General features: G+C 40.1%; 22 protein-coding genes. 18 read left to right on the top strand and 4 right to left on the bottom strand.

All coding sequences use genetic code 11. The features are described 5' to 3' along the window. Positions 1-22 precede the first annotated feature (22 nt). The 5 genes from CJ239_RS03350 (at position 23) to dnaJ (ending at position 6,043) form a co-directional block, all read left to right on the top strand. Positions 23-535, top strand: a complete 513-nt coding sequence (locus CJ239_RS03350; protein ID WP_102210554.1) for a DUF2812 domain-containing protein — start codon at positions 23-25, stop codon at positions 533-535. Between the two features lie 160 nt (positions 536-695). Beyond that, positions 696-1,730 carry a heat-inducible transcriptional repressor HrcA gene (gene hrcA, locus CJ239_RS03345; protein ID WP_000255756.1) on the top strand — a complete coding sequence of 345 codons (1,035 nt, stop codon included), beginning with the start codon at positions 696-698 and terminating at the stop codon, positions 1,728-1,730. A gap of 26 nt (positions 1,731-1,756) precedes the next feature. Beyond that, positions 1,757-2,281, top strand: coding sequence for a nucleotide exchange factor GrpE (grpE, locus tag CJ239_RS03340; RefSeq protein ID WP_000046029.1), 525 nt, complete (start codon positions 1,757-1,759; stop codon positions 2,279-2,281). A 366-nt stretch (positions 2,282-2,647) separates the two neighbouring features. Further along, positions 2,648-4,471 carry a molecular chaperone DnaK gene (gene dnaK, locus CJ239_RS03335; protein ID WP_102210553.1) on the top strand — a complete coding sequence of 608 codons (1,824 nt, stop codon included), beginning with the start codon at positions 2,648-2,650 and terminating at the stop codon, positions 4,469-4,471. Positions 4,472-4,903: 432 nt separating this feature from the next. Next, the gene (gene dnaJ, locus CJ239_RS03330) at positions 4,904-6,043 is read left to right on the top strand and encodes a molecular chaperone DnaJ (RefSeq protein WP_102210552.1); all 1,140 of its coding nucleotides are present in this window, start codon (positions 4,904-4,906) and stop codon (positions 6,041-6,043) included. A gap of 127 nt (positions 6,044-6,170) precedes the next feature. Here the strand turns inward: dnaJ and CJ239_RS12055 are convergent, their stop codons facing one another. The 3 genes from CJ239_RS12055 to CJ239_RS03315 all read right to left on the bottom strand — a co-directional run bounded on the left by CJ239_RS12055 (position 6,171) and on the right by CJ239_RS03315 (position 7,235). Beyond that, the gene (locus CJ239_RS12055; protein ID WP_257994408.1) at positions 6,171-6,329 is read right to left on the bottom strand and encodes a hypothetical protein; all 159 of its coding nucleotides are present in this window, start codon (positions 6,327-6,329) and stop codon (positions 6,171-6,173) included. A gap of 198 nt (positions 6,330-6,527) precedes the next feature. Beyond that, a complete protein-coding gene (locus tag CJ239_RS03320; RefSeq protein WP_000777754.1) occupies positions 6,528-6,815 on the bottom strand; it encodes a hypothetical protein in 288 nt (95 codons plus the stop codon). Between the two features lie 9 nt (positions 6,816-6,824). Then, positions 6,825-7,235, bottom strand: coding sequence for an HIT family protein (locus tag CJ239_RS03315; protein WP_049487995.1), 411 nt, complete (start codon positions 7,233-7,235; stop codon positions 6,825-6,827). A gap of 67 nt (positions 7,236-7,302) precedes the next feature. On the opposite strand from CJ239_RS03315, the gene CJ239_RS03310 reads away from it, so the two are divergent. Both CJ239_RS03310 and CJ239_RS03305 read left to right on the top strand, forming a co-directional pair. Next, the gene (locus CJ239_RS03310; RefSeq protein ID WP_102210551.1) at positions 7,303-8,034 is read left to right on the top strand and encodes an ABC transporter ATP-binding protein; all 732 of its coding nucleotides are present in this window, start codon (positions 7,303-7,305) and stop codon (positions 8,032-8,034) included. After that, complete coding sequence (locus tag CJ239_RS03305) at positions 8,031-9,080, top strand: ABC transporter permease (RefSeq protein ID WP_102210550.1); 1,050 nt, start codon at positions 8,031-8,033, stop codon at positions 9,078-9,080. The genes CJ239_RS03310 and CJ239_RS03305 overlap by 4 nt, the downstream gene beginning before the upstream one ends. Positions 9,081-9,141: 61 nt before the next feature. On the opposite strand, the gene CJ239_RS03300 is transcribed toward CJ239_RS03305, so the two are convergent. Continuing rightward, positions 9,142-9,471 (bottom strand): helicase BlpT, encoded by a 330-nt coding sequence (locus tag CJ239_RS03300; RefSeq protein ID WP_102210549.1) that lies wholly within the window; start codon positions 9,469-9,471, stop codon positions 9,142-9,144. A gap of 293 nt (positions 9,472-9,764) precedes the next feature. On the opposite strand from CJ239_RS03300, the gene CJ239_RS03295 reads away from it, so the two are divergent. The 11 genes from CJ239_RS03295 (at position 9,765) to trmB (ending at position 17,138) form a co-directional block, all read left to right on the top strand. Then, on the top strand, positions 9,765-10,502 hold the full coding sequence (locus tag CJ239_RS03295) for a response regulator transcription factor (protein ID WP_102210548.1): 738 nt from the start codon (positions 9,765-9,767) through the stop codon (positions 10,500-10,502). 13 nt (positions 10,503-10,515) lie between these two features. Next, the gene (locus CJ239_RS03290; protein ID WP_102210547.1) at positions 10,516-11,856 is read left to right on the top strand and encodes a sensor histidine kinase; all 1,341 of its coding nucleotides are present in this window, start codon (positions 10,516-10,518) and stop codon (positions 11,854-11,856) included. A 687-nt stretch (positions 11,857-12,543) separates the two neighbouring features. Further along, positions 12,544-12,900 carry a hypothetical protein gene (locus CJ239_RS03285; RefSeq protein WP_102210546.1) on the top strand — a complete coding sequence of 119 codons (357 nt, stop codon included), beginning with the start codon at positions 12,544-12,546 and terminating at the stop codon, positions 12,898-12,900. A 280-nt stretch (positions 12,901-13,180) separates the two neighbouring features. Beyond that, complete coding sequence (locus tag CJ239_RS12050) at positions 13,181-13,300, top strand: PncF family bacteriocin immunity protein (protein WP_102210545.1); 120 nt, start codon at positions 13,181-13,183, stop codon at positions 13,298-13,300. Positions 13,301-13,592: 292 nt separating this feature from the next. Then, positions 13,593-13,757: a hypothetical protein gene (locus CJ239_RS03275; protein WP_102210544.1), complete on the top strand. Its 165-nt coding sequence runs from the start codon at positions 13,593-13,595 to the stop codon at positions 13,755-13,757. Beyond that, positions 13,754-14,158 carry an immunity protein gene (locus CJ239_RS03270; protein WP_102210543.1) on the top strand — a complete coding sequence of 135 codons (405 nt, stop codon included), beginning with the start codon at positions 13,754-13,756 and terminating at the stop codon, positions 14,156-14,158. The genes CJ239_RS03275 and CJ239_RS03270 overlap by 4 nt, the downstream gene beginning before the upstream one ends. Before the next feature lie 82 nt (positions 14,159-14,240). Continuing rightward, on the top strand, positions 14,241-14,624 hold the full coding sequence (locus tag CJ239_RS03265; protein ID WP_180958200.1) for an immunity protein: 384 nt from the start codon (positions 14,241-14,243) through the stop codon (positions 14,622-14,624). A 36-nt stretch (positions 14,625-14,660) separates the two neighbouring features. Then, positions 14,661-14,909 (top strand): immunity protein BlpZ, encoded by a 249-nt coding sequence (gene blpZ / locus CJ239_RS03260; protein WP_102210541.1) that lies wholly within the window; start codon positions 14,661-14,663, stop codon positions 14,907-14,909. A gap of 30 nt (positions 14,910-14,939) precedes the next feature. Next, on the top strand, positions 14,940-15,551 hold the full coding sequence (locus CJ239_RS03255) for a CPBP family intramembrane glutamic endopeptidase (protein ID WP_102210540.1): 612 nt from the start codon (positions 14,940-14,942) through the stop codon (positions 15,549-15,551). Positions 15,552-15,711: 160 nt separating this feature from the next. Continuing rightward, a complete protein-coding gene (gene ccrZ, locus CJ239_RS03250; RefSeq protein WP_033683107.1) occupies positions 15,712-16,506 on the top strand; it encodes a cell cycle regulator CcrZ in 795 nt (264 codons plus the stop codon). Next, entirely contained in the window at positions 16,503-17,138 is a 636-nt protein-coding gene (gene trmB, locus CJ239_RS03245) for a tRNA (guanosine(46)-N7)-methyltransferase TrmB (protein ID WP_102210539.1), read from the top strand. The genes ccrZ and trmB overlap by 4 nt, the downstream gene beginning before the upstream one ends. The last annotated feature ends 8 nt before the right edge of the window (positions 17,139-17,146 follow it).

The following is a 17,146-nucleotide window of genomic DNA, read 5'->3' as shown; positions in this document are numbered from 1 at the left end:
GCTCAAAATTGGAGGGGAAGTCATGATAAATAAAAAGCAATTTCGGATTTTCACTATTCTTGATTTGGACAAGGAAGAAGAATATTTACATGAGATGCATTTGAAAGGGTGGAGGTATAGAACTAGTCGTTTTGGTTTTTTCTATTTTGACCAATGTCAATCAGACGATATCATCTACCGTATCTATGATTCTAGATTTCTTAAAAAGTATAAGCAAGAGCTGCAAGATTTTCGAAATAGAGGTTGGGAATTGATAGAAATAGGTTTTTGTTCAATTCTTCGTAAATCATCTTCTGATTTACTTCCAGAGGATCAAGTCTATATGAGTAAGGATTTCAGATGGGCAGTCATGCGATATAGACTTCGTTCATGTACAGCTACTTTCTTAGGTGGTCTTGTTATTTGTATGAGTTTATTTAAAGAAGAGCTTGCTATGTCTTTCTTCATTATTTTTGTTTTGTATGCTTTCATGATTTCTTATCTAATCTATGGTTATTTCAGACTAAAAAGGAAATATCGAGTAGATAAACAGTAAGGTTCTAGGTCTTTAGACTGATTTTTAGCACTCTTGGTAAAAGAGTGCTAATTTTTTGAGTTTTTGTCTTGACATTCTCTTTTAAGGGTGTATAATAGAATCATAAGTTAGCACTTGAGTGTATCGAGTGCTAATCGATCAGACAGAGAGGAGTGATGAGATGGTTACAGAGCGTCAGCAGGATATTCTAAATCTGATTATTGACATCTTTACCAAAACGCACGAACCTGTCGGATCCAAAGCCTTGCAAGAGTCTATTAACTCTAGCAGTGCAACCATTCGTAATGATATGGCAGCTCTAGAAAAGCAAGGTTTGCTTGAGAAGGCCCATACTTCAAGTGGTCGGATGCCAAGTGTTGCTGGTTTTCAGTACTATGTGAAACACTCACTGGATTTTGACCGACTGGCTGAAAATGAGGTTTATGAGATTGTCAAAGCCTTTGATCAGGAATTCTTCAAACTGGAGGATATTCTGCAAGAGGCTGCTAACCTACTGACAGACCTGAGTGGCTGTACGGTAGTAGCACTGGATGTTGAGCCGAGCAGGCAACGTTTGACAGCCTTTGATATCGTTGTTTTGGGGCAACATACAGCCTTGGCAGTATTCACCTTAGACGAATCGCGCACGGTTACTAGTCAGTTTCTGATCCCAAGGAACTTCTTGCAGGAGGATTTGCTGAAACTGAAGAATATCATTCAGGAACGTTTCCTCGGTCACACCGTTCTAGATATTCACTACAAGATTCGAACGGAGATTCCGCAGATTATCCAGCGTTACTTTACAACAACGGATAATGTCATTGATCTCTTTGAACACATTTTTAAGGAAATGTTCAACGAAAACATTGTGGTGGCGGGCAAGGTCAATCTCTTGAATTTTGCTAATCTGGCAGCCTATCAGTTTTTTGATCAACCGCAAAAGGTGGCCTTGGAGATTCGTGAAGGGTTGCATGAAGATCAGATGCAAAATGTTCGTGTTGCGGACAGTCAAGAGTCCTGTCTAGCAGACCTAGCAGTGATTAGTAGCAAGTTCCTCATTCCTTATCGGGGAGTTGGAATTCTAGCCATTATCGGTCCAGTCAATCTGGATTACCAACAGCTAATCAACCAAGTCAATGTGGTCAATCGTGTGTTAACCATGAAGTTGACAGATTTTTACCGCTACCTTAGCAGTAATCATTACGAAGTACATTAAGATTGAAATCATTAAAGGAGGCGAAAATGGCCCAAGATATAAAAAATGAAGAAGTAGAAGAAGTCCAAGAAGAGGAAGTTGTGGAAACAGCTGAAGAAACAACTCCTGAGAAGTCTGAGTTGGACTTGGCAAATGAACGTGCAGATGAGTTCGAAAATAAATACCTTCGCGCTCATGCAGAAATGCAAAATATCCAACGCCGTGCAAACGAAGAGCGTCAAAACTTGCAACGTTACCGTAGCCAGGACTTGGCAAAAGCGATTCTTCCTTCTTTGGACAACCTAGAGCGTGCACTTGCAGTTGAAGGATTGACAGACGATGTGAAGAAGGGCTTGGAGATGGTGCAAGAAAGCTTGATTCACGCTTTGAAAGAAGAAGGAATCGAAGAAATCGCAGCTGACGGTGAATTTGACCATAACTACCATATGGCTATCCAAACTCTCCCAGCAGACGATGAACACCCAGCAGATACCATCGCCCAAGTCTTCCAAAAAGGCTACAAACTCCATGACCGCATCCTGCGCCCAGCCATGGTAGTTGTCTATAACTAGGCAATTCTGACGGTAGCTAAAGCAACTCGTCAGAAAACGGCAATCGCTATGGCGTTTGCCTAGCCTCCTTACTAACTCATCGTCGAAATAAAATCGATTTCGACTCCTCGTGTCGTAATTTACATAATAGCAAACTTGTCCGAAACGACACTAAACTATGAAGAAAGTTAAGAGGCAAGCCGGAGGCTTGCAAGGAAGATATTTCCTACCGTGGTGAAAGTTTCAGTAGCAAAAGCTACTGAAACAGGGGATTTTTGAGACAATAGGCTCAAAAATAAGTGATGAAATCCCGTAGGGAGTTGCTCACGTCCCCACCACTTAAGGGAAATATCAAAAATAGAAAATTAACTAACAAGGAGAAAACACATGTCTAAAATTATCGGTATTGACTTAGGTACAACAAACTCAGCAGTAGCAGTTCTTGAAGGAACTGAAAGCAAAATCATTGCAAACCCAGAAGGAAGCCGCACAACTCCATCTGTAGTCTCATTCAAAAACGGTGAAATCATCGTTGGTGATGCTGCAAAACGTCAAGCAGTTACAAACCCAGATACAGTCATCTCTATCAAATCTAAAATGGGAACTTCTGAAAAAGTTTCTGCTAACGGCAAAGAATACACTCCACAAGAAATCTCAGCTATGATTCTTCAATACTTGAAAGGCTACGCTGAAGATTACCTTGGTGAAAAAGTAACTAAAGCAGTTATTACAGTTCCAGCTTACTTCAACGATGCTCAACGTCAAGCAACAAAAGACGCTGGTAAAATCGCTGGTCTTGAAGTAGAACGTATCGTCAACGAACCAACTGCAGCCGCTCTTGCTTACGGTTTGGACAAGACTGACAAAGAAGAAAAAATCTTGGTATTTGACCTTGGTGGTGGTACATTCGACGTATCTATCCTTGAATTGGGTGACGGTGTTTTCGACGTATTGTCAACTGCAGGGGACAACAAACTTGGTGGTGACGACTTTGACCAAAAAATCATCGACCACTTGGTAGCAGAATTCAAGAAAGAAAACGGTATTGACTTGTCTACTGACAAGATGGCAATGCAACGTTTGAAAGATGCAGCTGAAAAAGCGAAGAAAGACCTTTCTGGTGTAACTTCAACTCAAATCAGCTTGCCATTTATCACTGCTGGAGAAGCTGGACCTCTTCACTTGGAAATGACTTTGACTCGTGCGAAATTTGACGATTTGACTCGTGACCTTGTTGAACGTACAAAAGTTCCAGTTCGTCAAGCCCTTTCAGATGCAGGTTTGAGCTTGTCAGAAATCGACGAAGTTATCCTTGTTGGTGGTTCAACTCGTATCCCAGCTGTTGTAGAAGCAGTTAAGGCTGAAACTGGTAAAGAACCAAACAAATCAGTAAACCCTGACGAAGTAGTTGCTATGGGTGCTGCGATCCAAGGTGGTGTGATTACTGGTGATGTTAAAGACGTTGTTCTTCTTGACGTAACACCATTGTCACTTGGTATCGAAACAATGGGTGGTGTCTTCACAAAACTCATCGACCGCAACACTACTATTCCAACATCTAAATCACAAGTCTTCTCAACTGCGGCAGACAACCAACCAGCCGTTGATATCCACGTTCTTCAAGGTGAACGCCCAATGGCAGCAGATAACAAGACTCTTGGACGTTTCCAATTGACAGACATCCCAGCTGCACCTCGTGGAATTCCTCAAATCGAAGTAACATTTGACATTGACAAGAACGGTATCGTATCTGTTAAGGCTAAAGATCTTGGAACTCAAAAAGAACAAACAATTGTTATCCAATCGAACTCAGGTTTGACTGACGAAGAAATCGACCGCATGATGAAAGATGCAGAAGCTAACGCTGAAGCAGATAAGAAACGTAAAGAAGAAGTAGACCTTCGTAACGAAGTAGACCAAGCTATCTTTGCGACTGAAAAGACTATCAAGGAAACTGAAGGCAAAGGATTCGACGCAGAACGTGACGCTGCTCAAGCTGCTCTTGATGACCTTAAGAAAGCTCAAGAAGACAACAACTTGGACGACATGAAAGCAAAACTTGAAGCATTGAACGAAAAAGCTCAAGGACTTGCTGTTAAACTCTACGAACAAGCCGCAGCAGCCCAACAAGCTCAAGCAGGAGCAGAAGGCGCACAAGCAACAGGAAATGCAGGCGATGACGTCGTAGACGGAGAGTTTACTGAAAAGTAAGATGCAAAGCCCGTTAAAACCTCACAGTGAAAATAGGAAATCTGACGCAGAAACTTTAGTTTCTAGGAAGATTTGTCTTTTTCACCAAGAGGTTAGGGAGTGCTCGATTTAGCATTACTAGTTTGATTTTTAAAACTCGAACGTCGTAATGATAGGAAGAAATCCAGAGGTTGCAACCCAGCCTCTGTTTTTCGATAAAAAGGGACTTACCTGATTTGTTTGGGTTTTATCTCATCAATATAAAAGAAAGGAATTGAACCCGACCTAAATCGAGGTTTGATTCACAATAACAATAGAAAGGAACAAGGGTGTTCGTAACTGAACACGGGCTACGGACCGTGCCAAAAAGATAGTTTTTTCTAGGACGCAAGCGTCCGTCGTCAAAACTCCTATTTTGCCTGTGTCCGTTTGACGCCCTTTGTATCTTGAATTATGAACAATACTGAATTTTATGATCGTCTGGGGGTGTCAAAAAACGCTTCGGCAGACGAGATCAAAAAGGCTTATCGTAAGCTTTCCAAAAAATATCACCCAGATATCAATAAGGAGCCTGGTGCTGAGGAAAAGTACAAGGAAGTTCAAGAAGCCTATGAGACTTTGAGTGACGACCAAAAACGTGCTGCCTATGACCAATACGGTGCTGCTGGTGCCAACGGTGGCTTTGGAGGCTTCGGTGGTGGAGCTGGCGGTTTCAACGGGGCAGGTGGCTTCGGTGGTTTTGAGGACATTTTCTCAAGTTTCTTCGGCGGAGGCGGTGCTTCACGCAATCCAAATGCCCCTCGTCAAGGGGATGATCTCCAATACCGTGTCAACTTGACTTTTGAAGAAGCTATTTTTGGAACTGAAAAAGAAGTTAAGTACAATCGTGAAGCAAGCTGTCGTACATGTAATGGCTCAGGTGCTAAGCCAGGAACAAGTCCAGTCACTTGTGGACGCTGTCATGGCGCTGGTGTCATTAACGTCGATACGCAGACTCCGCTTGGTATGATGCGTCGCCAAGTAACCTGTGATGTCTGTCACGGTCGTGGAAAAGAAATCAAAGATCCGTGTACAACTTGTCACGGAACAGGTCATGAAAAACAAGCCCATAGCGTACATGTCAAAATTCCTGCCGGTGTGGAAACAGGTCAACAAATCCGCCTAGCTGGTCAAGGAGAAGCTGGCTTTAATGGTGGACCTTATGGGGACTTGTATGTAGTAGTTTCTGTGGAAGCCAGCGACAAGTTTGAACGTGAAGGAACCACTATCTTCTACAATCTCAACCTCAACTTTGTCCAAGCAGCTCTTGGTGATACAGTTGATATCCCAACTGTTCACGGTGATGTTGAATTGGTTATCCCAGAGGGAACTCAGACTGGTAAGAAATTCCGCCTACGTGGCAAGGGAGCTCCAAGTCTTCGTGGCGGTGCAGTTGGTGACCAATACGTTACCGTTAATGTCGTAACACCGACAGGCTTGAACGACCGTCAAAAAGCAGCACTTAAAGAATTCGCAGCTGCTGGTGATTTAAAAGTTAATCCAAAGAAAAAAGGCTTCTTTGACCATATAAAAGATGCCTTTGAAGGAGAATAAACCAAAAGAGCCACTCGGCTCTTTTTAAAGCGTAAACAAGCCATATCCCGTCAACTATACACCACAATTTAGACAACTCATTCACCATTCCATAACTAATACTCTTCGAAAATCTCTTCAAACCACGTCAGCGTTGCCTTGCCGTATATATGTTACTGACTTCGTCAGTCTTATCTACAGCCTCAAAACAGTGTTTTGAGCTGACTTCGTCAGTTCTATCCACAACCTCAAAACGGTGTTTTGAGCAGCCTGCGGCTAGCTTCCTAGTTTGCTTTTTGATTTTCATTGAGTATAAATCAAATACTTTCCCAGACTTTCCGCCGTAATGAAAACACCTGAAATAGTTTTGTTTCAGGTGTTCGGAAACTTTGAGACCTAGGCTCAAAGTTTAGGTATGGAACTTCGAAGAAGGTCGCTACCGTCCGTCATTACTTAAGGAAAGTCTTAAAAAATCTATGAACTAAAAAGAGCCGTCGGGCTCTTTTTACTTATCTTCAATTTCCTGTGTTTCTTTGATCACAGCTAGTCTAGTCTGGATATCTTTTTCCAAGACCTTAAACTTGTAAGTTAGGTCTTCTTGGTATTCTTTGATCAGTTCTTTTTGCTGGTCGATGATTTGCAGGCTATTTTGGATAATATCCACATCGTCCTTGATAGCTTGAACGCGGTCAGTTGTATTCAAGACTTCATCTGTGATGGTTTGGCGATTTTTTGTGACCAGATAACTTCCGGCTGCAGCTCCTGCAAATAGTAGTAGGTTGGATAATTTCATGGCAACTCCTTAGGCGTTTTTGATGGTTTCAGCGACTTGGGCAAGTTTGTCAAAGTCTGGTTCGTGGGCGATAAAATCAATCTTGAGGTCATCGTCTGCACTGTAGCGAGGCACGAGGTGAACGTGGGTATGAAAGACTGTTTGCCCTGCGACTTCTTCGCAGTTAGCAATGATATTCATACCAGCGGCCTTAGTAGCTTTCATGACTTTTTGAGCCACTTTTGGTACTTGAGCAAAGAGTTGGCTGGCGCTAGAAGCGTCCATTTCCAAAAGATTGCGATAGTGTTCCTTTGGCACGACCAAGGTGTGTCCAGGTGTCACTTGAGAGATATCAAGAAAGGCAAGAACCTGCTCATCTTCGTATACTTTTGAAGCAGGAATTTCCCCTGCGATGATTTTACAAAAAATGCAATCTGACATAAAATCTACCTCTACTGTATTGAATTTTGATATAATATAGCTACATTATACCAGATTTGGAGAAAATATGTTAGAAATTAAAAACCTGACAGGTGGCTATGTCCATGTACCTGTCTTGAAAGATATATCCTTTACTGTTGAAAGTGGGCAGTTGGTTGGTTTGATTGGTCTCAATGGTGCTGGGAAATCGACGACAATCAATGAGATTATCGGTCTGTTGACACCTTATAGTGGCTCCATCAATATCAATGGCCTGACCCTGCAAGAAGATGCGACAAGCTACCGTAAGCAAATTGGCTACATTCCTGAGACACCTAGTCTGTATGAGGAATTGACCCTCAGAGAGCATATCGAAACGGTTGCCATGGCTTATGGTATTGAGCAGAAAGTGGCTTTTGAGCGAGTGGAACCTTTGTTGAAAATGTTCCGTCTGGACCAGAAATTAGACTGGTTTCCTGTTCATTTTTCAAAAGGGATGAAGCAGAAGGTCATGATTATCTGTGCTTTTGTGGTGGCTCCAAGTCTTTTCATCGTGGATGAGCCTTTCCTTGGTCTTGATCCGTTGGCTATTTCTGACTTGATCCAGCTTTTGGAAGTTGAAAAGCAAAAGGGCAAGTCCATTCTTATGAGTACCCACGTTCTGGACTCTGCGGAGAAGATGTGTGATGCTTTTGTCATTCTTCACAAAGGGGAAGTGCGTGCTAAGGGAAATCTTCTGCAACTGCGCGAAGCCTTTGATATGCCTGAGGCTAGTTTGAATGATATTTACTTGGCTCTGACCAAAGAGGAGGAGCTATGAAAGACTTGTTTTTAAAGAGAAAGCAGGCTTTTCGTAAGGAGTGTGTCGGTTATCTGCGCTATGTTCTCAATGACCACTTTGTCTTGTTCCTGCTTGTCCTGCTGGGCTTTCTAGCCTACCAATACAGTCAACTCTTACAACATTTTCCTGAAAATCATTGGCCTATCCTTTTGTTTGTAGGGATTACTTCTATTTTACTTTTGCTTTGGGGTGGAATTGCCACCTATATGGAGGCTCCAGACAAGCTCTTTCTCTTGGTTGGGGAAGAGGAAATCAAGCTCCATCTAAAACGTCAAACTAGCATTTCTCTAGTCTTTTGGCTCTTTGTCCAAACTCTTTTCTTGCTGTTATTTGCGCCGTTATTTTTGGCAATGGGTTCTGGCTTGCCAGTTTTTCTGGTCTATGTGCTCCTATTGGGGGTAGGAAAATATTTCCTCTTTCGTCAAAAGGCCAGCAAATTTTTCACTGGAACTGGTCTCAACTGGGACTTTGTCATTTCCCAAGAAAGCAAGCGCAAGCAAGTCTTGCTTCGTTTCTTTGCCCTCTTTACGCAGGTCAAGGGGATTTCAAACAGCGTCAAGCGTCGTGCCTATCTGGACTTTATCCTAAAGGCTGTTCAGAAGGTGCCTGGGAAGATTTGGCAAAATCTCTATCTGCGTTCTTATCTACGAAATGGAGACCTCTTTGCGCTCAGTCTCCGTCTGCTCTTGCTGTCCATACTGGCGCAGGTCTTTATCGAGCAAGCTTGGATTGCGACAGCAGTGGTGGTTCTCTTTAACTACCTCTTGCTCTTCCAGTTGTTGGCTCTCTATCACGCCTTTGACTACCAGTATTTGACCCAACTCTTTCCACTGGACAAGGGGAAAAAAGAAAAAGGCTTGCAGGCGGTAGTCCGAGGATTGACCAGTTTTGTTTTACTTGTGGAATTAGTTGTTGGGTTGATTACCTTCCAAGAAAAACTAGCCCTTCTAGCCTTGCTGGGTGCAGGTTTGGTTTTACAAGTCTTGTATTTGCCTTATCAGGTCAAACGTCAGATGCAGGACTAATCTTGCTTATATGACACTAAAAAAGAAGTTGAGTTCAGTTTGTCTCAGCTTCTTTTATTTTCTACAAGATAATGGTTGGTCCGTAGAGACTCAACTTGGTCTTGACTTGGTCAAAGTGGAAGCGGTCATAGGCCCGCCAAGCAGCGCGAGTAGGAGCATCTGGATCAAGAGCGCTGAGTCCCATGAGAAGACTGGAAGTCTGGTAAAATTTTTCCAGTTCAATCAAGAATCGATTGTCCACTGTCTCAGCCTTGGCTAGAAAACCAAGAATAGAGTCTAATTGCTCCTGAAAGCGGACGTCGTCAGCGGTTGCCTGTTTGCATGCTTGATAGACTTTGTTTAAGTCAGTAATCAAAGCTTGAGCTCTTTTGATAGGGTCTGTATCTGTCATGAGAATTCCTCCTTTAATCTGGGTGCCAGTCTTGTTTCTAGCAACTGTATTTTGATACTGTCATTCTATCACTTTTATCTTCTTTTTCACCATAAAATCTTTAATTGTTCTTGAAATTTCCTGAATGGTACTGTTAAGATTTTATGATAAAATAGTTGTAAGCTCATCATGATGTTGTAGAAAAATAATCCTTTTAGGAGCTTTCAAAGACTGTTTAGGATTGGGTGTGCTTGTATCAGAGTATTTTTGCTATTCTCTTTTTAGGAAGAAATCGAAACAAGGAGAGTAAGAAGATGAGAATATTTGTTTTAGAAGATGACTTTTCCCAACAGACTAGGATTGAAACGACGATTGATAAACTCTTGAAAGAACATCATATCACTCCCAGCTCTTTTGAGGTCTTTGGTAAGCCAGACCAACTGCTTGCAGAGGTGCATGAGAAGGGCGCCCATCAGCTATTCTTTTTGGATATTGAGATTCGAAATGAGGAGATGAAGGGGCTGGAAGTGGCTAGAAAAATTCGGGATCGAGATCCTTATGCTCTCATCGTCTTTGTGACGACTCACTCGGAGTTTATGCCTCTATCCTTTCGCTACCAAGTGTCTGCTTTGGACTACATTGATAAGGCCTTGTCAGCAGAGGAGTTTGAATCTCGTATCGAGACAGCCCTTCTCTATGCCAATAGTCAAGACAGTAAAACTCTAGCTGAAGATTGCTTTTACTTTAAATCAAAATTTGCCCAATTCCAGTATCCTTTTAAAGAGGTTTATTATCTCGAAACGTCGCCCAGAGCCCATCGTGTTATTCTCTATACCAAGACGGACAGGCTGGAATTTACAGCGAGTTTAGAGGAGGTTTTCAAGCAGGAGCCCCGTCTCTTGCAGTGCCACCGCTCTTTTCTCATCAATCCTGCCAATGTAGTTCGTTTGGATAAGAAAGAGAAACTTCTTTTCTTTCCTAATGGTGGAAGCTGTCTAATCGCCCGTTATAAGGTCAGGGAAGTGTCTGAGGCTATCAATAACTTACATTGAGCTAGGAGAACTTATGTATAATATTTGGATTATATTGTATACACTTGTTACTCAGGGACTAGAAATTGTCATTTTCTTTAAGGTGGATGGAATTGGTCTCACTTTTGAGAGGATTTTTAAGGCTTTTCTTTTTAAGATACTATTGGCCTTTGTTTTTGTAATGATTAGCTATATAGTAGGAAATCATTACCTATCTTATTTTATGGAACCCTTGTACGGTATAGGCTTGTCTTTCTTATTGTTAAGAGGGCTTCCTAAAAAACTCCTTTTCTTTTATGGTCTCTTTCCAATGATATTGGTGAATCTCTTTTATAGAGGTCTTTCTTATTTTGTGCTTCCATTTTTGGGACAAGGGCAAGTATATAATGACTACTCATTTACTGGGTTATGTATAATAATTTTCAATTTCTTCATTTCTCTAGCCTTTTTGAAATGGTTAGACTATGATTTCACTAGCTTGAGAAGGGAGATTCTAGATAAAGGTTTTCAAAAGTCCCTGACTAAGATTAACTGGATAATGGGGGCTTACTATCTAGTCATGGAAAATCTATCTTTCTTTGAATATGAACAGGGGATTCAATCAACGACTGTTCGCCATCTCATCCTAGTCTTTTACCTGCTCTTTTTTATGGGGATGATCAAGAAATTGGATACCTATTTGAAGGACAAACTTCATGAGAGACTGGACCAAGAGCAGGTCTTGCGCTACAGAGATATGGAACGCTATAGTCGGCATATAGAGGAACTTTACAAGGAAGTCCGGAGTTTTCGCCATGACTACACCAACCTCTTGACCAGCTTACGTCTGGGCATTGAAGAGGAGGATATGGAGCAGATAAAAGAGGTCTACGACTCGGTCTTAAAGGATTCCAGTGAAAAATTGCAGGACAATAAATATGATCTTGGACGACTCGTGAATATTCGTGATAAAGCCCTCAAAAGTCTCCTAGCAGGAAAGTTTTTAAAGGCCAGGGATAAGAAGATTGTCTTTAATGTCGAAGTTCCTGAGGAGATTCAGGTTGAGGGGATGAGCCTACTTGATTTTCTAACCATTGTGTCTATCCTTTGTGACAACGCTATTGAAGCCAGTGCAGAGGCTAGTCAACCTCACGTTTCAATCGCCTTTTTAAAAAATGGAGCACAGGAGACTTTTATCATTGAAAATTCCATTAAAGAAGAGGGCATAGATATTTCTGAGATTTTCTCCTTTGGAGCCAGTTCTAAAGGGGAGGAGAGAGGAGTTGGTCTCTATACCGTTATGAAAATTGTGGAAAGCCATCCCAATACCAGTCTCAATACCACCTGCAAAAATCAAGTCTTTCGTCAGGTACTTACTGTGATACATGCAGAATGATAAAAAATAAGACCGAGAGTTCTTGTTTCTCGGTCTGTATGGTTGAATAGTCAATCAAAGTAGTTTTGAGTTACAGTAAATTGCTTGTATGAAATAATTTTCTCTATCATCAACTATCGGGAGAGGTTTCTAATTTTTGAAATCTAATTCTGATATATCTACTTTTTATTTTTAGTTTTTAATAATCCTATTATAGATAGAGTTATTAAAGTTATGGACATTAAACTGCTAAAAATAAATACTTTTGATGTTAATCCAATAGAAAATAGTAATATTCCATAAAAAATATTGGATATATAATAAATCTTACTCTTCATGATTACTTGCCTCCGAATATAGATTTTTGCCGTGTTACAAATGTGACAAGTTTAGTATAGCACTGTTTTTAAAAAAATTTCATCCAAATCTTGAATGGTTATTGAAACATCTTGAATTGAACAAAGAACTTTCTCCTTACCAAAATAACGAATATCATTCATAAACCGAAAAATAATATATGTTATCATTATTTTTTGCTATAATGGTTAATGAGCTTACCATTCTTGTCTTCAATAAAAAATCAGTATTTGAAGAAAACTAGGAAACTAGTTATAGACAGTACTGCTTTACGGCGAGATGGTGTTGCAATAGTTTGAAGAATATTTCTTGGGTTCGAAACAAAATACTATAGTATGTGAGGTGTCATAAATGAATAAGAAATCCTTTTTTATCATCTGTTCTACGTTGATCATAGCATCGAATCTTCTCATGATTTCCGTGGTGAACAAGGGAGAAGCAACGTGGAGCAATCTGTTTGTGATTGCTATAGCCTGTGTTATGCTACCATCCTTTTTATATGCAGTTGAAAACCAACTGACTTCATTGATAAGAGGAGAATCAATACTCCTGATTCAGTTGGCAGTTATATCCCTACTCCGTCTTGTCAATAGAATAGGGAGGACGCCTGAAATCCTAAACATTATCATTACCCTTCTAGCTTTGGCAAGTGGGACAGCTGCTATCCTTGTTGCAATCATGAGAATATATGAGAACAGACGGAAGTAAGGGTGAATAGTTAGGTCTTTACGTTGTTAAATTCCCCTAGGGCAAGTATGTTTTTCATGCTTGCTTTTTTTCTTTTTTACAATTCAAGATGTTTTGATGACCATTTATGATTTGGATGGAAAATTTTAAAAAATAGTAGTATACTAACCTTATTAAGGTTGTAATAGGACGAAAGTAAAAAGAGGTATTCCTCGTGAATGCAAAAACAATGTTACCATTGGCTATTATGTTGCTTAAAGGCTTGAGCCTGTAAGTAGAGGAACTGTACTTGGAGGTAATTATGGATTTCAAAAGTTTTCTTATTGTTTTTGTTGTTGGTATGTTTGTTTCTTTTATTACTTCTTTAATTAGGGAAAAATTTTTAAAATCTCCAAAGAAGAATCAAGATAGATCTAATTAGATAAAAAGATTTTTTATCGCTAGTTTAATCTACAAGGGAGTTTCTTTAATATTGTTTCGCTTGTCACAATGGTATGTGATAGCAGGATAAAAAATCTACAAATTAAGTTGGTATCAATATAGTGTAAAGGGCAAGTATGTTTTTCATGCTTGCTTTTTAAATTTTTTAACAATTCAAGATGTTTTGATGACCATTTATGATTTGAGTGATCCAAGGTCAAAATGAGTGCTATACTAGCAGTGTAAAGGTTCTAGCTCAACTAAGATAAAGCATACATTTAGGAGAAAATCTTATGAAGAAAAAAATACTTGTCATTTTCGTTCTGTATCTGATTATGTCCATCTTTCTATATCCGCTTAGGGAAAGTGCTTGGTATCAGCTATTTTATACCATAGCCTATGTGATTGCAGTTATGATTTATTTTGCTATCATGAAAAAGAAAGGAGCAAAGAAATGAAAACTTTTCTTGCTAAAAAACGGAACATCTTCCTTGCGAGATTGTTCCTAGGTCAGTTGCCCTTACTTGTCTCTACTTATCTATTTCTATCTCGTCAGTTTTTAAATTTTTCCTTAGTCCTCCAATTTCTTTTAGTGGTTATTAACTTGGCTTCTATTTTGGTCACTGTTTACCTCACTAGGGAAATGAGAATAAGAGAGTTTGAAGATGATGATTTAGTTAGCCCTAGAACCAATCAACTCATGTTTATCGGTTTGACAGGTTTTATGTCTATTATTTGTTTGTATAGAGGTATCACAGCAGGAGAATTCTACCAACAATTAATTGCCTATATTGGTGCTATTCTCTGCTTAATCATCATGCTTCTGCTCATGTGGGGCTTGAAGTATTATAAAAAGTAGCTTGCCTTCTTTTTCTGACAGAATCTTTGATTAGAAGGCTCTATTAAACTGTCCGTGAAATAAGTGAATGGAGGTATTTAAAATGAAATATAGATTATTTCTTGTTATTTTCTTGAGCAGTATGTTGAATATTCTTTTAGGGACATTTTTACAAATCTCTAATGTGTCGATTGGGTGGCTTGTTCTCTACAGTGGCTTGTTTGAAGCAGGCGTTTTCCTTCTTGCTAATAAAGGGGTGGCGGTAAAAATCAAGGAAGTAGACATCCAAAACCGCTTTAAATTTATTTTTGGAAAAACGGTATGGTTTCAAATTCTTTTGCTCATCTTTTTGATGGTCAAACTTTATCTTGGTTTGGATGCGAGGTTGATTTTATTCTATGGACATATTTTCATTGTCTTTAATGCCTTAATGTATCTATTATCTAGTAGTGGGGTTAGCCTTAAAAAGAACAAACTGTCTTCTTAACCTTACAGCAGTAGAGCTTGACAAGAGGAGGTCATCATGTATAATCATTTATTTTTCCTAGATTCAAAAACCTTAGACTGGTTGACACCCTATATTCTAGATTTGGCTTCTGACACCATTGCCTTCAATGTTTTTGTGCTAACCTTTGTATCTGTTGTGGTCTTTTATTTCCTAAATCCCATGCTATCTTTAATGGCTATCTTCTTAGGGGGTGGTTATGTTGTCGTATTTTGGATACTCAAATGGTTTGTTTTGGAAAGACTAGAGCTCAAGGATGACTTGTAGGGAAGTTTGTTTGGTGAGGAGGATAATTTTATGGAGTTTTTTGATAAATTTCATGCCTTTTGTTTTGGATTTTTAGTACTAATAATCGTAATTACAGTTCCTTATACGATTAACCATGGGGATTTTTTTCAAAATGAGCCTGCACTGATTATTGTAAGTCTTCTTGTAACTTTGGTGAGTGTTGCTTATGCTAGAAAGTTTGAAATGATTTCTTTTGGGATGTTAAGCAAGAAACAACTTTTACTTTTCATTGTAATCTTTCTTCTAAGTGTGCTTGAGACGCTGGTTTATATTCATTTCTTCGCTGTTTCTTCTGGCGCAGGAGTTCAACACTTGGCGGAAGTCAGCAGAGGAATTTCCCTGTCTTTGATTTTGACTTCCTCAGTTTTTGGCCCCATTCAGGAGGAACTCATTTTCAGAGGACTTCTTCAGGGGGCAGTTTTTGACAATTCTTGGTTAGGGCTTGTACTAACTTCCTCTCTCTTTTCTTTTATGCATGGACCTTCTAATGTCCCTTCGTTTATTTTTTATCTACTTGGGGGCTTGTTGCTGGGCTTTGCCTATAAAAAGAGCCAAAATCTATGGGTTTCTACTCTAGTTCACATGTTTTACAATGCTTGGCCACTCTTATATTATTTATAAAAATCATGAAAAGGTAAGCAGAAGACGGTGCTTGCCTTTTTCTTTCTATAATGATACCCAAGCCAATCCAGATGCTTTTCTTTGAGAATCGGGTTAGAGCGGTTGACGAATAGGGCAAAAACTAGTAGAATAGTAAGGAAACTTTATACGGAGGAAAGAAATGGATTTGGGTGATAATGAGCTAACACTGACTCCCATACCTGGGAAAAGTGGTAAGGCTTATATGGGTAGCTATCCTGATGGGAAGCGTATCTTTGTAAAAATGAACACCTCTCCAATCCTACCTGGTCTAGCTAGAGAACAAATTGCTCCACAGTTATTATGGAGTCGCCGTTTGGCAGATGGGCGTGATATGTGTGCTCAAGAATGGTTGACAGGCAAGATATTGACCCCCTATGATATGAATCGTAAGCAAATTGTCAATATTTTAACCCGTCTTCATCGCTCACGTCCGTTGATGACACAGTTGAGTCGTTTGGGCTATGCCATGGAAACACCTGTAGATTTACTACAGTCTTGGCAAGAAACGGCTCCAGATGCTTTGCGTAAAAATCATTTTATCAGTGAAGTGATGGCTGATTTACGTCAGACTATTCCAGGATTTAGAGAGGACTATGCGACCATTGTCCATGGAGATGTACGACATAGTAATTGGATTGAGACAGATAGTGGCTTGATTTATTTGGTAGATTGGGATTCGGTTCGCTTGACCGACCGCATGTTTGATGTGGCCCATATGCTCTGCCATTATATTCCAGAACATCAGTGGAAAGAATGGTTGACCTACTACGGTTACAAGTACAATCAAACGGTATTAACTAAATTGTATTGGTACGGTCAATTGTCTTACTTGAGCCAGATTTCCAAGTATTATATGAACCAAGATTTAGAAAATGTCAATCGGGAGATTCATGGCCTGCGTCACTTCCGAGACAAGTATGGAAAGAGAAGATGAGAGTTAGAAATCGTAAAGGGGCGACAGAATTACTAGAGGCAAATCCCCAGTATGTGGTCCTCAATCCCTTAGAAGCCAAGGGGAAATGGCGGGACTTGTTTGGCAATGACAATCCCATTCATGTGGAAGTTGGAAGTGGAAAGGGTGCCTTTGTTTCAGGTATGGCAAAGCAAAACCCTGATATCAACTATATCGGGATTGATATTCAAAAGTCTGTTTTGAGCTACGCTTTGGACAAGGTGCTTGAAGTTGGGGTGCCTAACATCAAGCTCTTGTGGGTGGATGGTTCTGATTTGACAGACTACTTTGAAGGCGGTGAGATTGATCGCTTGTATCTGAACTTTTCAGATCCATGGCCGAAAAAACGCCATGAAAAGCGTCGTTTGACCTACAAGACCTTCTTGGATATCTTCAAACGTATCTTGCCTGAAAATGGAGAAATTCATTTCAAGACGGATAACCGTGGCTTGTTTGAGTACAGCCTAGTAAGCTTTTCTCAGTATGGCATGAAACTCAATGGTGTCTGGCTAGACTTACATGCCAGTGATTTTGAAGGCAATGTCATGACAGAATACGAGCAAAAATTCTCCAACAAGGGGCAAGTTATCTACCGAGTTGAGGCAGAATTTTAAGAAATAGC

Source organism: Streptococcus sp. UMB0029, from assembly GCF_002871495.1.
Classification (GTDB): Bacteria; Bacillota; Bacilli; order Lactobacillales; family Streptococcaceae; genus Streptococcus.
The sequence above is the reverse complement of the archived record's forward strand: the minus strand, read 5'-3'. Positions and strand labels throughout refer to the sequence as shown.

Excerpts from the sequence above, each read along its gene's own strand:
- CJ239_RS03350 (WP_102210554.1), top strand. The coding sequence starts at position 23 with ATGATAAATAAAAAGCAATTTCGGATTTTCACTATTCTTGATTTGGAC.
- hrcA (WP_000255756.1), top strand. The coding sequence starts at position 696 with ATGGTTACAGAGCGTCAGCAGGATATTCTAAATCTGATTATTGACATC.
- grpE (WP_000046029.1), top strand. The coding sequence starts at position 1,757 with ATGGCCCAAGATATAAAAAATGAAGAAGTAGAAGAAGTCCAAGAAGAG.
- dnaK (WP_102210553.1), top strand. The coding sequence starts at position 2,648 with ATGTCTAAAATTATCGGTATTGACTTAGGTACAACAAACTCAGCAGTA.
- dnaJ (WP_102210552.1), top strand. The coding sequence starts at position 4,904 with ATGAACAATACTGAATTTTATGATCGTCTGGGGGTGTCAAAAAACGCT.
- CJ239_RS12055 (WP_257994408.1), bottom strand. The coding sequence starts at position 6,329 with ATGAAAATCAAAAAGCAAACTAGGAAGCTAGCCGCAGGCTGCTCAAAA.
- CJ239_RS03320 (WP_000777754.1), bottom strand. The coding sequence starts at position 6,815 with ATGAAATTATCCAACCTACTACTATTTGCAGGAGCTGCAGCCGGAAGT.
- CJ239_RS03315 (WP_049487995.1), bottom strand. The coding sequence starts at position 7,235 with ATGTCAGATTGCATTTTTTGTAAAATCATCGCAGGGGAAATTCCTGCT.
- CJ239_RS03310 (WP_102210551.1), top strand. The coding sequence starts at position 7,303 with ATGTTAGAAATTAAAAACCTGACAGGTGGCTATGTCCATGTACCTGTC.
- CJ239_RS03305 (WP_102210550.1), top strand. The coding sequence starts at position 8,031 with ATGAAAGACTTGTTTTTAAAGAGAAAGCAGGCTTTTCGTAAGGAGTGT.
- CJ239_RS03300 (WP_102210549.1), bottom strand. The coding sequence starts at position 9,471 with ATGACAGATACAGACCCTATCAAAAGAGCTCAAGCTTTGATTACTGAC.
- CJ239_RS03295 (WP_102210548.1), top strand. The coding sequence starts at position 9,765 with ATGAGAATATTTGTTTTAGAAGATGACTTTTCCCAACAGACTAGGATT.
- CJ239_RS03290 (WP_102210547.1), top strand. The coding sequence starts at position 10,516 with ATGTATAATATTTGGATTATATTGTATACACTTGTTACTCAGGGACTA.
- CJ239_RS03285 (WP_102210546.1), top strand. The coding sequence starts at position 12,544 with ATGAATAAGAAATCCTTTTTTATCATCTGTTCTACGTTGATCATAGCA.
- CJ239_RS12050 (WP_102210545.1), top strand. The coding sequence starts at position 13,181 with ATGGATTTCAAAAGTTTTCTTATTGTTTTTGTTGTTGGTATGTTTGTT.
- CJ239_RS03275 (WP_102210544.1), top strand. The coding sequence starts at position 13,593 with ATGAAGAAAAAAATACTTGTCATTTTCGTTCTGTATCTGATTATGTCC.
- CJ239_RS03270 (WP_102210543.1), top strand. The coding sequence starts at position 13,754 with ATGAAAACTTTTCTTGCTAAAAAACGGAACATCTTCCTTGCGAGATTG.
- CJ239_RS03265 (WP_180958200.1), top strand. The coding sequence starts at position 14,241 with ATGAAATATAGATTATTTCTTGTTATTTTCTTGAGCAGTATGTTGAAT.
- blpZ (WP_102210541.1), top strand. The coding sequence starts at position 14,661 with ATGTATAATCATTTATTTTTCCTAGATTCAAAAACCTTAGACTGGTTG.
- CJ239_RS03255 (WP_102210540.1), top strand. The coding sequence starts at position 14,940 with ATGGAGTTTTTTGATAAATTTCATGCCTTTTGTTTTGGATTTTTAGTA.
- ccrZ (WP_033683107.1), top strand. The coding sequence starts at position 15,712 with ATGGATTTGGGTGATAATGAGCTAACACTGACTCCCATACCTGGGAAA.
- trmB (WP_102210539.1), top strand. The coding sequence starts at position 16,503 with ATGAGAGTTAGAAATCGTAAAGGGGCGACAGAATTACTAGAGGCAAAT.